Here is a 12,799-nt window from a genome sequence, read left to right on the forward strand (position 1 = left end):
AGTCTCTTCTGCGGTGGCTGTAGCTCAGTTGGTAGAGTCCCAGATTGTGATTCTGGTCGTCGTGGGTTCGAGTCCCATCAGCCACCCCACCGCTTAAAGACCTCGCGTCCAGAACGCCTGATTTCGAAAGAAGTCAGGCGTTTTTCGTTTGGGCGTCTGCTTCCAGCGTCAGCAGCGCCTGCTTGCGCGCCACGCCCCAGCGGTAGCCTGAGAGGCTGCCGTCCGTGCGCACCACGCGGTGGCAGGGAATGGCCACGGCCAGGGTATTGGCTGCGCAGGCGCTGGCGACCGCGCGCACGGCCTTGGGCATGCCCACGTGCTGGGCCAGCTCGGCGTAGCTGACGCGCTTGCCGATCGGAATCTCGCGCAGCGCCTGCCACACGCGCTGCTGGAAGGCCGTGCCGCGGATGTCCAGCGGCAGGTTCAGCCCCAGTTGGGGCGCATCGACGAAGCCCACCACCTGCGCGACCCATTGCTCGAATGGGGCATCGCCACCGATCAGCTCGGCACGGGGGAAAGCGTCTTGCAGCGATCTGAGCAAGTCATCGGGGTCGTCGCCCAGCAGGATGGCGCACAGGCCTCGCTCGGTGCCGGCCACCAGGAGTTCACCCAGCGTGCAGCGGCCCAGCGCGAAGTGGATGCGCTCGTGCGCGCCGCCCGCGCGAAAGCGCGACGGGGTCATGCCGAGCAGCGCCGGGGCGGCTTCGTACAGGCGGCTGCTGGCGCCGAAGCCAGCGTCGTACATGGCGTCGGTGACGCGCTCGCCCTGGCGCAGGCCTTCACGCAGGCGTCGGGCGCGGTGCGCGACCGCGTAGGCCTTGGGCGTGACGCCCGTTGCGGCCTTGAAGACGCGCAACAGGTGGGTGGGGCTGAGACCCGCCAGCTCGGCGAGCTGCGCCAGCGAGGGCGCGGCGGAGGCTGCCTCGATATGGCGGCACAGGCGGGTAACCAGAGCAGCGTGCGGGCTGGGATCGCAGTCGGGCGACGAGGACGGCGCGGATGGCGCGGAAGGGTCAGCGGCGTGCATGGCCGCATGTTGACACGGCGCCGCGGCGCCGACGCTCCGTTTCTTGCGGTGGCCCTGGCGCTCGCCCTTGCGCTCGCCTTGGTGTTCGGCCTTGAGCTCAGCCGTGGAGCGACGCGTAGCCGGGCTCGCCGTGGAGCCAAAGGTGCCGTGCCACGGCGCAGCCTAGCTGCGTTATCGTTGCAGTCATGATCCATCGATTGCATGTGGGCTCCCGCCTGAGCGAAGCGGCCATTGCCGGCGGCACCGTCTATCTGGCGGGCCAGGTGCCCGAACACCATCCCGACGGCGACATTGAAACCCAGACGCGCGAGGTACTCGGTCACATCGACCGGCTGCTGGCCGAGTGTGGTTCCGACAAGGCGCATCTGCTGAGCGTCCAGATTTTCCTGGCGGATATTCAGGAGATCGGCCGGATGAACGCGGTATGGGACCAGTGGGTGCTGCCTGGCCATACGCCGCCCCGCGCCACGGTCGAGGCCCGTCTGGCGGATCCGCGCTGGCGCATCGAAGTGGTGGTCGTCGCGCGGCAGCGCGCTGACGTGCTGGGCTGACGCTTTGATGGCTTGACCTGCACCGGCGAGGCGGCCGGCGCCCGGGCCATCGTGCACATCTGATCTTGTTGTGATACCCTATGGGGTATATATTGCGTGCGCAACGCAACTTGGAGCAGGTGCATGAACATCGTCAATTTCACGCCCGAGGCGGCGGCCCTGGGCGGTGCCTTGATCGGACTGGCGGCCGTGGTGCTGATGGCCGGACTCGGCCGCATCGCGGGCATCAGCAACATCACGTACACGCTAGTCGACGATTGGCGCGCAGGCCGCGTGGGCGGTTGGCGGCTGGCCTTTGTCGCGGGCATGGTGCTGGGCGCGGCCGGCTACTACCTCGCCACGGGCGCGTCGGCTGTGCCACCGCGCGAACTGCACCCGGTGTGGCTGGTGGTGGCGGGGCTGCTGGTGGGCTACGGCACCGCGCTGGGCAGTGGCTGCACCAGCGGCCACGGCGTGTGCGGCCTGAGCCGCCTGTCGGTGCGCTCGCTGGCTGCGGTGTGCACGTTCATGGCCACGGCGGCGTTGACGGTCTTCGTCGTGCGCCATGTGCTGGGTTGAAGGAGCAAGCGATGACGGCAGTAATGGGTTTGCTGGCCGGACTGTTGTTCGGTCTGGGGCTGGCGGTGTCGGGCATGACCGACCCGCTGAAGGTACAAAACTTTCTCGATGTGGCCGGCACCTGGGATCCCAGCCTGGCCTTTGTGATGGGCGGGGCGGTGCTGGTGACCTTTGTGGGCTTTCGGCTCGCCTGGCGCGCTGGCAAGCCCTGGCTGGACGCCTGCTTCCATCTGCCCACAGCCAGCGCGATCGACCGCAAGCTGCTGACCGGCGCCGCGTTGTTCGGCATCGGCTGGGGCTTGGCGGGATACTGCCCGGGCCCGGCCTTGTCGACCCTGGCCCTGGGCAACCACGAGGTGTGGTGGTTCGTGCCGGCCATGGTGGCCGGCGGCCTGCTGCAACGCTGGCAGGCGAGCCGGACCGGCTGACCCCCGCCGATGTCAGGCCGGGGCGAAGCCTCAGACCTTGGCCAGCGCCTGCTCGATGTCGGCAAGGATGTCGTCGATGTGCTCGATGCCCACGCACAGGCGCACCGTGTCCTCCGTGACACCGGCTTTCGCCAGTTCGTCGGCCGAGAGCTGGCGGTGGGTGGTCGAGGCCGGGTGGGTGGCCAGCGAGCGCACATCGCCGATGTTGACCAGGCGTGTGAACAGCTGCAGCGCATCCAGGAAACGGGCCCCGCCTTCGCGGCCGCCGGGCACCCCGAAGGTCAGCAGGCCAGAGGCCCGGCCGCCCATGTACTTCTGAGCCAGGGCGTGGTCGGCGTGGTCGGGCAGGCCGGCATAGTTCACCCATGACACGCGTGGATGCGCTTTCAGGTGCTGGGCCACCTTCTGGGTGTTGTCGCAGATGCGGTCCATGCGCAGGCCCAAGGTCTCGATGCCCTGGATGATCTGGAAGGCGTTGAACGGCGAGATGGCCGCGCCCATGTTGCGCAGCGGCACAACGCGGGCGCGCCCGATGTAGGCGGCCTCGCCCAACGCTTCGGTGTAGACCACGCCGTGGTAGCTCACATCGGGCTCGTTCAGCCGCTTGAAGCGGGCCTTGTGCTGCGCCCAGGGGAACTTGCCGGAGTCGACGATGGCGCCGCCCAGGCTGGTGCCGTGGCCGCCCATGTACTTGGTCAGCGAATGCACGACGATGTCGGCGCCGTGGTCGAAGGGGCGGCACAGGTAGGGCGTGGGCACGGTGTTGTCCACGATCAGCGGCACACCGTGGCGGTGGGCGATCTCGGCGATGCGCGCAATGTCGGTGATGTTGCCCGCCGGGTTGCCCAGCGACTCGACGTAGATGGCCTTGGTGCGGTCGTCGATCAGCGGCTCGAAGCTGGCCGGGTCGCGGTGGTCGGCAAACCGGGTCTCGATGCCGTACTGGGGTAGGGTGTGGGCAAACAGGTTGAAGGTGCCGCCATACAGGGCCGTGGCCGAGATGATGTTGTCGCCGGCCTCTGCAATCGTCTGGATGGCGTAGGTGATGGCGGCCTGTCCAGAGGCCAGCGCCAGCGCGCCGATGCCGCCTTCGAGCGCCGCCACGCGGGCCTCCAGCACGGCCTGCGTCGGGTTCATGATGCGGGTGTAGATGTTGCCCGGCACCTTGAGGTCGAACAGGTCGGCGCCATGCTGGGCGCTGTCGAACGAGTAGGCCACCGTCTGGTAGATGGGCACGGCCACCGCCTTGGTGGTCGGGTCGGGCGAGTAGCCGGCGTGCACGGCCAGGGTGTCGAACTTCCAGTTGGCTTGCGTCATGGTCTTCCTCAGTGATGGTCAAAGGCCTGATGGTCAAAGGCCGCCTGCAGCAGGCGTGGCCCCGCCGTTATAGCCCGATCGACGTGTGCCGCTTCATGCCCGATGCGAGTTTGTTTGAGCGGGATTCGGATAAGCGGTCAGGCTGCGGGTGTGACGCAACGCACGCCGGTGCGGCTTTCCGGCAAAGAAAGCCCCTGTTGACCCCGTGAAAGCCAGCAGACATACCTCGGGGGTTTGGCGTAGATTGGGGGCGTCATGGTTGCGGCTGTGTGGCCCACCGGTTCACAAGACGGCGTGGTGCGCGCGCGGCCGACCTCAGGAGGTTGGACATGAACGCACCCCTGCCCGCCGATGTGCTCAAGGCCCTGGCGACAGTCTCGCTGGATGACAAATACACCCTGGAGCGCGGCCTCGCGTTCATGAGCGGGGTGCAGGCTTTGGTCAGGCTGCCCATGTTGCAGCGCACCCGTGACGCCATGGCCGGCCTGAACACCGCCGGCTTCATCAGCGGCTACCGCGGCTCGCCACTGGGCGGCTACGACCACGCGCTGTGGCAGGCCAAGGCCCATCTGCAGGCGCAGCACATCGTGTTTCAGCCGGGGGTCAATGAAGAGCTGGGCGCCACCGCCGTCTGGGGCAGCCAGCAGTTGCGCCTGACCCCGGGCCCGCATCGCTTTGATGGCGTCTTTGGCCTCTGGTATGCCAAAGGCCCTGGCGTGGACCGCAGTGCCGATGTGCTCAAACATGCCAACATGGCCGGCACGGCCCCGCATGGTGGCGTGATCGCCGTGGCGGGCGATGACCACGCGGCCAAGAGCTCGTCGCTGGCGCATCAGAGCGACCACATCTTCAAGGCCTGCGGGCTGCCGGTGTTCTTCCCGGCGTCGGTTCAGGAGATTCTGGATCTGGGCCTGCATGCCTATGCGATGAGCCGGTATGCGGGCTTGTGGGCCGGCATGAAGACGATCCAGGAGGTGGTCGAGTCTGCCAGCACCGTGTGTGTGGACCCCGACCGCGTGCAGATCGTGTTGCCCGATCAGACCGAGTTCGAACTGCCCGAGGGCGGGCTCCACATCCGCTGGCCCGACACGCCGCTGGCCCAGGAAGCCCGGCTGATGGACCACAAGTGGTATGCCGCACTGGCCTACATCCGGGCGAACCGGCTCAACCACACGGTGATCGATTCGCCCGATGCGCGGCTGGGCATCATCGCCAGCGGCAAGGCCTACAACGACCTGCGGCAGGCCCTGCACGACCTCGGGCTGGATGACGAGGCCTGCAGGCGCATCGGCCTGCGCGTGCACAAGGTGGGCGTGGTTTGGCCGCTGGAGGCCAGCATCACCCGTGCCTTTGCCACCGGGCTGCAAGAGATTCTGGTGGTCGAGGAAAAGCGTCAGATGATCGAGTACCAGCTCAAGGAAGAGCTGTACAACTGGCGCGAAGACGTGCGGCCCAATGTGCTGGGCAAGTTCACCGAGCCCGATGGCGATTTCACGGGCGGCGAATGGTCCATGGCCAACCCGGTGCGCAACACGCTGCTGCGGGCCAAGGCGGACCTAACCCCCGCATTGATCGCCAAGGCGGTGGCCCAGCGCATGGCGCGTCTGGGCCTGCTGGAGCGCGTGGACAGCGACCTGCGCGCGCATGTGGCCGAGCGCCTGCGCGTGATCGAGGCCAAGGAGCATGCGCTGGCCCGCAGTGGCGCCGATGCCGAGCGCGCCCCCTGGTTCTGCAGCGGTTGCCCGCACAACACCTCCACCACCTTGCCCGAGGGTTCACGGGCGCTCGCGGGCATTGGTTGCCACTACATGGCGCAGTGGATGGACCGCAACACGGGCATGGTCTGCCAGATGGGCGGCGAGGGGGTGACCTGGGTGGGGCAGGCGCCGTTCACGGACGAGCCGCACGTCTTCGTGAACCTCGGCGATGGCACTTACTTCCACTCGGGCATCCTGGCCGTGCGGCAGGCCATTGCGGCCGGGGTCAACATCACCTACAAGATCCTCTACAACGACGCGGTCGCGATGACCGGCGGGCAGCCGATCGACGGCAACCTCTCGGTGGCGGCCATGACGCGCGAGCTGCATGCCGAGGGCGCCCGCCGAATCGTGGTGGTGAGCGATGCGCCTGAAAAGTACGGCGCGGTCGACGACCTGGCGCCGGGCGTGACGGTCTTTCATCGCGACCGGCTCGACGAGGTTCAGCAGATGCTGCGCGCCACAGCCGGCTGCACGGCGCTGATCTACGACCAGACCTGTGCCACCGAGAAGCGTCGGCGCCGCAAGCGCGGCAAGCTGCCGCAGGCCACCGCGCGGGTGGTGATCAACGAGCTGGTGTGCGAGGGCTGTGGCGACTGCGCGGTGCAGTCCAATTGCCTGAGCGTCGAGACGGTGGAGACACCTTTGGGCCGCAAGCGCCGCATCAACCAGAGCAGCTGCAACCAGGACTTGTCATGCGTGAAGGGCTTCTGCCCCTCGCTCGTCACCATCGAAGGCGGCCGGCTCAAGGCGCCCACGCCGCAAGCGGGTGCGCCGCGCATTGACAGCCTGGGCGAGCTGCCTCACCCAGCCCTGCCGGCCTGCGACCAGGCCTACGGCATCGTGGTGGCTGGCATCGGTGGCACGGGCGTGATCACCATCGGGCAGTTGCTCGGCATGGCTGCCCACATAGAGGGCAAGGGCGTGGTCACGCAGGAGGCCGCCGGCCTGGCGCAGAAGGGCGGCGCCACCTGGAGCCACATCCAGATCGCCGAGCAGCCCGACGCCATCCGCACCACCAAGGTGGGCGTGGCCGAGGCTGATCTGGTTTTGGGTTGCGACCCGATCGTGGCCGCCCACGGCAACACGCTGGCTGTGATGCACGCCAGCCGCACGCGGGTGGCCCTCAACACCCACCAGACGCCCACGGCCGCTCTGGTCAAGGACCGTGACTGGCGTTTCCCATCGGGCGAATGCGAGCAGGTGCTGGCCGAACAGGTCGGGCGCGAGCGCATCCGCCGCATGGACGCCGCGCGCCTGGCCGAGCAGGTGCTGGGTGACGCCATCTACGCCAACCCCATGATGCTGGGCTTTGCCTGGCAGATGGGCTGGGTGCCCCTGGCGCTGGCCTCGATCCACAAGGCGATCGAGCTCAACGGCGTGAAGGTGGGGCAGAACCTCGCGGCCTTCACATGGGGGCGCTGGGCTGCGCACGACCCGGTGCAGGTGGCGCGTCTGACCGTGCCTGCGCAGCCGGTGCAATGGGCCGGCCGCGGGCCCAAGCCGTCGGGCCAGGGATCAGGCGAAGAGCTGGACGCCATGGTGGCCCGGCGCGTGGCTTACCTGCGCGAGTATCAGGACGAGGCCTATGCCCAGCACTACGCCGACTGGGTGGCGCGCGTGCGGCAGGCCGAGGCCCCGCTGGGCGGTGAGCGGCTGACGCGGGAGGTGGCGCGCAACCTGTTCAAGCTCATGGCGATCAAGGACGAGTACGAGGTGGCTCGCCTGTTGACGGCACCGTCCTTCCGCGAGCAGGTGGCCGTGCAGTTCGAAGGCGAGTGGAAGATGGTCTTCCACTTCGCGCCACCTGCGTTCAGCGGCGCGTTGGCGTGGTTGACTGGGCGCCCGTCGCAGGTCGCGGGCCGGCCGGCCAAGCACCGCTTCGGACCGTGGGCGCAGCCGCTGATGCGGTGGCTGGCCAAGGGGCGCCGCATCCGTGGCACATGGCTCGACCTGCTGGCGCTGACCGCGGATCGCCGCGAAGACCGGGCGGTGTGGCAGGAGTACGAGATGCTGCTGACCCGCCTGTTGCCCCACCTGACGCGTGGCAACCTGGCGCTGGCCTGCCGCATGGCCGCCGTCCCGGACGGGATCCGGGGGTACGGTCCGGTGCGCCACGCCGCCATCGCATCGGCGCGGGCGCAGTGGCAGACGCTGTGGCAGCAGGCCTTTCATGGCCCGCTGGAGGAGTGAGGCAAGCGGTCAGCGCTTGGTGTTGCGTTGGCAATCCAGGCCGTAGCGCTTCTTGACCTCGGCCACTTCGTTGGCCGGCGCGTCCTTCATCAGCACGCAGGTCGTGAAATGACCGTGCATGACCTTGGTCTGCTTGTCGTAGTACATCCAGTCTACGATGTCGCTGCGGGGAAAGCTGACCTGCTGCGAGAACGTGGTTCGCCGCAGCACGCGGGGTACATCATTGACGACGCCTCTGAACTGGCGCCCGTCGGCCGTTTCAACCGGCATGACCCACAGGTACTCGACGCGTTCGCCTTCCTTCAGTCGAACGCGCACCCCGATGGAATCGATGTGCGGCTTGTTGCCGGAGGCGGCCCGCAGAAAGTCTTCCAGCGTGCGCTGGGCCTGAATGAAGGCGCTGCGCATGGCGGGGTCGTCAGCCTTGAAGTCCACGACCTCCATCTTCTCATCGGCCTTCTTGCTGGCTGGCGCTGTCCTGGCTGGCGTGGCCTGACGGCTGGCAGCCGGCCCTGAGGCCTTCGAGGCAGGCGAGGGGGCTGCAGCGGGGGATGCATTAGTCGACTGGGCCAGCACAGCAGCCGGGCCGGACAGGATAAAGGCGAGACCGGCAAGCAGCGCCGGTTGAGCGAATCGCAGGAACATGGACGATGGCCGCGGCATGCCGCGTGTGAAGCCGAGATGATGGTGCGACCGAGTGTGCAGGAAAAAGTGCCCGCCACACGCTCGGGGTTAGCGCTAGGTCTTGGCCCGCCCGTCCGAGAGCGCCAGCATGGCCAGCAGGCAGTCGCGTTGGGCCAGGATGGCGTCGGGAATGGACACGTCGCCCGCCAGCGCGCGTTGGATCCACGTTGCAGTGGTGCCCGGCTGGGCGTCGTCCGGCAGGGCCGGCAGACTGGTCAACACGCCATCGATCTGGGCCCGGCTGAGTGTGTCGTGCCTGGCGCCCTGAACAAAGGCGTCGAACCGGGGTTGTCGGCGCGCATCTGCCACCGGCTCGCCTTCGGTGCCACGCATCAGCAGCGCATCGGCGGCCGCGTGCTGCAGGTAGGCCGTCAGCGAATGCGCGTACTCAGGGTGGGTGTGGTTGACCACCCGCAGGCTGGGCACGGGCACCAGGCGGACGGCGCTGTCGCCGCTACCGCCGGCCCCCGCGAACGGATCCAGCAGTTTGGCCACCGTATGCCCTGGGTTGCGCAGCCCCACCGTCCAGCGCACATCGAGCAGCCGAGCCAAGCCGGGGCAGAGGCTGGCCACGGGCATGAAGGCGGGGCGCCCTGCGGCCCAGGTCGCGGCCAGATCGGCCACCGTGCGGGCAAGGCCCCAGCCCAGCGCCTCGAACACCTGTGCGGTGGTGACGCGCGTAGGGTCACGCTCTGGGCCGTGTACCAGCACGGCCACGCCTTCGCGTGCAAGCAGCGCAGCCAGCAGGGCGGTGAGGTTGGGCAGCTTGCGGGCGCCGTTGTAAGAGGGCAGCACCACCACGCCCTTGGTCGCCGCCGGGGTGGCCTGGTGCACCGGCAGGCAGCGGGCCAGCGTCGCGCGCACGAATCCGTCCAGCTCCGGCACGGTTTCGCCCTTGATCCGCATGGCCAGGCAAAAGGCGCCTACTTCCAGGTCGGTCACCTGACCGTCCAGCACCTGGCTGAGGAGATCTTGCGCTTGTTCGGCGTTCAGCGGGCGGGCACCGTCCTTGCCTCGGCCAATCTCTTTGATGTAGGCAGCGATGCTCATGTCCGCATTATCTCCGGCGGCAATCGCGCACAATCACGCCTGTCACACAGGAGCATCCATGAGCATCAAGTCCGACCGCTGGATCCGTCGCATGGCCGAGGAGCACGGCATGATCGAACCGTTCGAGCCGGGACAGGTCCGTGCCGCCTCAGACGGGTCGCGCATCGTCAGCTACGGCACCAGCAGCTACGGCTACGACATCCGGTGTGCCGACGAGTTCAAGATCTTCACCAACATCAACTCGACCATCGTCGACCCGAAGAACTTCGACGAGAAGAGCTTTGTGGATTTCAAGGGCGACGTCTGCATCATCCCCCCCAACAGCTTTGCGCTGGCGCGCACGGTGGAGTACTTCCGCATCCCCCGCACCGTCCTGACCATCTGCCTGGGCAAGAGCACCTACGCGCGCTGCGGCATCATCGTCAACGTGACGCCGTTCGAGCCAGAATGGGAAGGCTACGTCACGCTCGAATTCAGCAATACCACGCCGTTGCCGGCCAAGATCTACGCGGGCGAAGGCTGTGCGCAGGTGCTGTTCTTCGAGAGTGATGAAGTGTGCGAAGTCAGTTACCGTGATCGAGGTGGCAAATATCAGGGCCAGCGGGGCGTCACGCTGCCTAAAACCTGAGGCAGTTGCGTCGAAAACTCACTCAGACGTGGGCCACCGCGCTGCGGCGTTGCTTGCAGTCCGTTACAATTGCCGGCTGACATCAGGAACGATTGCGCCTGCTTGACCACCGCTTGTGACGCTGCAAGGAACCCGCCGGGCAACGTCGCATCAAACACAACAATGCAGGTGGTTGCAGGGCTCGTGCGTGCCCGCAGGCGTCCGTGAGGAAGCCAGGGAGGGGGCAGGGCGCACCGGTGTCATCGTCGTAGTACCTTTTTGAGTGGGCTTTCCCGCCTTATGCGCCGACCTCTTCAATCCCCCGCGCTCGTCAACGCGTTTTTTGACAGCCTGCGCCCCGACCAAAGCGAGACGGCCCAGACCATCCATCGCGCTATCCTGGCTGCCGCCCCCCAGCTGCGTCCGGAAGTGAAGTGGGGCAACCTCTGTTATCTCAACGATGGCGACAACCTGCTGGCTGTCGTACTGCACAAGGTCAACGCCCACGTCCAGGTATTCAACGGCGTGATGCTCGTGGCAGAGTTTCCCGAGCTGGAAGGTGCAGGCAAGGGCATGCGCCACATCAAGATGCGCTACCGCCAGCCGGTCAACGAGCAACTGATTCGCGAGCTGGCACTCGCCAGCGTACAGGCCTGGGCATCGAGCCGCCGACATGCGCCGCGCTGGGGCGGATGACCCTCTTGTGACAAGGCGCAGGCGTCGCGCTACGATCTTCACATGCATTTGCTCAACGCCGACCTCCACTCGCATTCCACGGTTTCAGATGGCACGCTGAGCCCTGAGCAGGTGGCGGCGCGCGCGCATGCAAACGGTGTGGCGCTGTGGGCGCTGACCGATCATGACGAGGTCGGCGGGCAGGCGCGCGCGTGCGAAGCCGCCCTGGCGCTGGGCATGGATTACCTGACGGGCGTCGAGATCTCGGTGACGTTCGCAGGGCAGACCGTCCACATCGTGGGCCTGGGTTTCGATGCCGAGCATGCGGAGTTGACGCGTGGCCTGGCCGATACACGTGGGGGCCGCGAGCGGCGCGCCCGTGACATGGCCGACGACCTGGCCCGGGTAGGCATTCCGGGCGCATTCGAGGGGGCGCTCAAGTACGTGGGCAACCCGGACCTGATCTCGCGCACGCACTTCGCGCGCTTTCTGGTCGAACAAGGCATCTGCAGCGAAACGCATGAGGTGTTTCGCCGCTACCTCACCGAAGGCAAGCCTGGTTACGTGGAGCACCGCTGGGCGCGGTTGGCCGATGCCGTGGCTTGGATCCGCGGCGCAGGTGGTGTGGCGGTGATTGCCCATCCCGCACGCTACGACTTTTCGCCCAATGAAGAGTATGCCCTGTTCACCGATTTCAAGGCTTTGGGTGGCGTGGGTGTCGAGGTGGTAACGGGCAGCCATACGGTGGCCGAGTACCAGCGCTATGCCGACATGGCACGCGAGTTTGACCTGCTGGCCTCTCGCGGGTCGGATTTTCACGACCCGGCGGAAAGCCACACTGACCTGGGCACCTTGCCCGATCTTCCTGGTTCGGTCACCCCCATCTGGGAAGCATTGGCCGACAAGGTCATTCGGGCGTAATGCCGATGCCGCGCCGACGCGCGGTAACCTCGGAGCATGGCCCAATACTTCGAAGTTCATCCCGAACACCCCCAACTGCGCTTGCTTAAGCAGGCCGCAGACATTCTGCGGGCAGGCGGCGTCGTCGCCTTGCCCACCGATTCCAGCTATGCGCTGGTGTGCCACCTGGATGACAAGGCTGCCGTCGACCGCCTGCGTCGTTTGCGCGGCGTCGACGAGCGTCATCATCTGACGCTGCTGTGTCGCGATCTGTCCGAACTGGCCAATTACGCGCGTGTCGACAACCAGCAATACCGCCTGCTCAAGCTGGCCACGCCCGGTCCGTACACCTTCATCCTGCCGGCCACCAAGGAGGTGCCGCGGCGGGTCTCACACCCATCGCGCCGCACCATCGGCCTGCGTGTGCCAGATCACCGCACCGCCCAGGCCCTGCTGGCCGAGCATGCTCAGCCCCTGCTGGCCACGACGCTGATCCTGCCGGGCGACGAAGAGGCACTGAACGATGCGGCCGAGATCCGCGCCAGGCTGGAAAAGCAAGTCCAGGCGGTGATCGACGCCGGGCCGTGTCCGATGTCACCCACGACGGTGATCGACATGAGCGATGGCGGCGTGACCGTGGTGCGTCAGGGGCGCGGCGAACTCGAGCCGCTGGGGCTGGACTGAAGCGCCTGGCCGACCCATACCGGGTCGAATCCCAGGCGCCACTGGCCGTTGACCCGCATCAGCGGCACGCCTGGCGAGCCCTGGGCTTCAAACAGGCGGCGGCAGGCCGGCTCGCGGTCGATGTTGCACTCGCGCCAGTGCGCTTCGTTGCCATTCAGCCAGGCGCGAGCCTTGGCGCAGTAAGGGCAGGTGTCGGTCGTGAACATCAGCACCGAGCCTGTCTGGCTGAGCGTGCGCACCTGCTCGGCAGCCTGCGTATTGCGCCACCATGACCATGCCTGCTGCCCGCCCACGACCACGGCCAGGATGAGCGCGAGGCTCAGCCAGGATCGGGTGCGAACGGGCTGCGGTGTCATGGGGCGACGGTA

13 protein-coding genes and 1 tRNA gene are annotated in these 12,799 nt (G+C 67.2%); 9 read left to right on the forward strand and 5 right to left on the reverse strand.

The features are described from left to right. Positions 1-13: 13 nt before the first annotated feature. A tRNA-His gene (locus tag GTZ97_RS04480) sits at positions 14-89 on the forward strand. Positions 90-133: 44 nt separating this feature from the next. Here the strand turns inward: GTZ97_RS04480 and ada are convergent. Beyond that, positions 134-1,027 (reverse strand): bifunctional DNA-binding transcriptional regulator/O6-methylguanine-DNA methyltransferase Ada, encoded by an 894-nt coding sequence (gene ada / locus GTZ97_RS04485; RefSeq protein WP_161649324.1) that lies wholly within the window; start codon positions 1,025-1,027, stop codon positions 134-136. 185 nt (positions 1,028-1,212) lie between these two features. On the opposite strand from ada, the gene GTZ97_RS04490 reads away from it, so the two are divergent. From GTZ97_RS04490 to GTZ97_RS04500, 3 genes are all read left to right on the forward strand, one after another. After that, the gene (locus GTZ97_RS04490) at positions 1,213-1,578 is read left to right on the forward strand and encodes a RidA family protein (protein WP_161649325.1); all 366 of its coding nucleotides are present in this window, start codon (positions 1,213-1,215) and stop codon (positions 1,576-1,578) included. A gap of 123 nt (positions 1,579-1,701) precedes the next feature. Next, the gene (locus GTZ97_RS04495) at positions 1,702-2,136 is read left to right on the forward strand and encodes a YeeE/YedE family protein (RefSeq protein ID WP_161649326.1); all 435 of its coding nucleotides are present in this window, start codon (positions 1,702-1,704) and stop codon (positions 2,134-2,136) included. A gap of 11 nt (positions 2,137-2,147) precedes the next feature. Further along, positions 2,148-2,564 (forward strand): YeeE/YedE family protein, encoded by a 417-nt coding sequence (locus GTZ97_RS04500; protein ID WP_161649327.1) that lies wholly within the window; start codon positions 2,148-2,150, stop codon positions 2,562-2,564. A 30-nt stretch (positions 2,565-2,594) separates the two neighbouring features. Here GTZ97_RS04500 and GTZ97_RS04505 read toward each other — a convergent pair whose 3' ends face one another. Continuing rightward, a complete protein-coding gene (locus GTZ97_RS04505) occupies positions 2,595-3,881 on the reverse strand; it encodes an O-acetylhomoserine aminocarboxypropyltransferase/cysteine synthase family protein (RefSeq protein ID WP_161649328.1) in 1,287 nt (428 codons plus the stop codon). Between the two features lie 329 nt (positions 3,882-4,210). Between GTZ97_RS04505 and GTZ97_RS04510 the strand changes: the two genes are divergently transcribed. Continuing rightward, on the forward strand, positions 4,211-7,831 hold the full coding sequence (locus GTZ97_RS04510) for an indolepyruvate ferredoxin oxidoreductase family protein (protein ID WP_161649329.1): 3,621 nt from the start codon (positions 4,211-4,213) through the stop codon (positions 7,829-7,831). A 9-nt stretch (positions 7,832-7,840) separates the two neighbouring features. On the opposite strand, the gene GTZ97_RS04515 is transcribed toward GTZ97_RS04510, so the two are convergent. Continuing rightward, positions 7,841-8,476: a DUF2314 domain-containing protein gene (locus GTZ97_RS04515; protein ID WP_161649330.1), complete on the reverse strand. Its 636-nt coding sequence runs from the start codon at positions 8,474-8,476 to the stop codon at positions 7,841-7,843. Positions 8,477-8,569: 93 nt separating this feature from the next. Beyond that, positions 8,570-9,565: a DNA-binding protein YbiB gene (gene ybiB / locus GTZ97_RS04520; protein WP_161649331.1), complete on the reverse strand. Its 996-nt coding sequence runs from the start codon at positions 9,563-9,565 to the stop codon at positions 8,570-8,572. Positions 9,566-9,623: 58 nt separating this feature from the next. Between ybiB and dcd the strand changes: the two genes are divergently transcribed. The 4 genes from dcd to GTZ97_RS04540 all read left to right on the forward strand — a co-directional run bounded on the left by dcd (position 9,624) and on the right by GTZ97_RS04540 (position 12,431). Beyond that, positions 9,624-10,193 carry a dCTP deaminase gene (dcd, locus tag GTZ97_RS04525; protein WP_161649332.1) on the forward strand — a complete coding sequence of 190 codons (570 nt, stop codon included), beginning with the start codon at positions 9,624-9,626 and terminating at the stop codon, positions 10,191-10,193. 279 nt (positions 10,194-10,472) lie between these two features. Beyond that, positions 10,473-10,868 (forward strand): iron chaperone, encoded by a 396-nt coding sequence (locus tag GTZ97_RS04530; RefSeq protein ID WP_161649333.1) that lies wholly within the window; start codon positions 10,473-10,475, stop codon positions 10,866-10,868. A 42-nt stretch (positions 10,869-10,910) separates the two neighbouring features. Next, positions 10,911-11,768: a 3',5'-nucleoside bisphosphate phosphatase gene (locus GTZ97_RS04535; protein ID WP_161649334.1), complete on the forward strand. Its 858-nt coding sequence runs from the start codon at positions 10,911-10,913 to the stop codon at positions 11,766-11,768. A gap of 36 nt (positions 11,769-11,804) precedes the next feature. Further along, entirely contained in the window at positions 11,805-12,431 is a 627-nt protein-coding gene (locus GTZ97_RS04540; protein ID WP_161649335.1) for an L-threonylcarbamoyladenylate synthase, read from the forward strand. Here GTZ97_RS04540 and GTZ97_RS04545 read toward each other — a convergent pair. Next, positions 12,392-12,787 (reverse strand): glutaredoxin family protein, encoded by a 396-nt coding sequence (locus GTZ97_RS04545; RefSeq protein WP_161649336.1) that lies wholly within the window; start codon positions 12,785-12,787, stop codon positions 12,392-12,394. The genes GTZ97_RS04540 and GTZ97_RS04545 overlap by 40 nt on opposite strands. Positions 12,788-12,799 lie beyond the last annotated feature (12 nt).

The organism is Aquabacterium fontiphilum, from assembly GCF_009909205.1.
In the GTDB taxonomy this organism is placed as follows: domain Bacteria; phylum Pseudomonadota; class Gammaproteobacteria; order Burkholderiales; family Burkholderiaceae_C; genus Aquabacterium; species Aquabacterium fontiphilum.

Bases quoted from the DNA above. Each gene is read 5' to 3' on its own strand.
- ada (WP_161649324.1), bottom strand. From the start codon at position 1,027: ATGCACGCCGCTGACCCTTCCGCGCCATCCGCGCCGTCCTCGTCGCCC.
- GTZ97_RS04490 (WP_161649325.1), top strand. From the start codon at position 1,213: ATGATCCATCGATTGCATGTGGGCTCCCGCCTGAGCGAAGCGGCCATT.
- GTZ97_RS04495 (WP_161649326.1), top strand. From the start codon at position 1,702: ATGAACATCGTCAATTTCACGCCCGAGGCGGCGGCCCTGGGCGGTGCC.
- GTZ97_RS04500 (WP_161649327.1), top strand. From the start codon at position 2,148: ATGACGGCAGTAATGGGTTTGCTGGCCGGACTGTTGTTCGGTCTGGGG.
- GTZ97_RS04505 (WP_161649328.1), bottom strand. From the start codon at position 3,881: ATGACGCAAGCCAACTGGAAGTTCGACACCCTGGCCGTGCACGCCGGC.
- GTZ97_RS04510 (WP_161649329.1), top strand. From the start codon at position 4,211: ATGAACGCACCCCTGCCCGCCGATGTGCTCAAGGCCCTGGCGACAGTC.
- GTZ97_RS04515 (WP_161649330.1), bottom strand. From the start codon at position 8,476: ATGTTCCTGCGATTCGCTCAACCGGCGCTGCTTGCCGGTCTCGCCTTT.
- ybiB (WP_161649331.1), bottom strand. From the start codon at position 9,565: ATGAGCATCGCTGCCTACATCAAAGAGATTGGCCGAGGCAAGGACGGT.
- dcd (WP_161649332.1), top strand. From the start codon at position 9,624: ATGAGCATCAAGTCCGACCGCTGGATCCGTCGCATGGCCGAGGAGCAC.
- GTZ97_RS04530 (WP_161649333.1), top strand. From the start codon at position 10,473: ATGCGCCGACCTCTTCAATCCCCCGCGCTCGTCAACGCGTTTTTTGAC.
- GTZ97_RS04535 (WP_161649334.1), top strand. From the start codon at position 10,911: ATGCATTTGCTCAACGCCGACCTCCACTCGCATTCCACGGTTTCAGAT.
- GTZ97_RS04540 (WP_161649335.1), top strand. From the start codon at position 11,805: ATGGCCCAATACTTCGAAGTTCATCCCGAACACCCCCAACTGCGCTTG.
- GTZ97_RS04545 (WP_161649336.1), bottom strand. From the start codon at position 12,787: ATGACACCGCAGCCCGTTCGCACCCGATCCTGGCTGAGCCTCGCGCTC.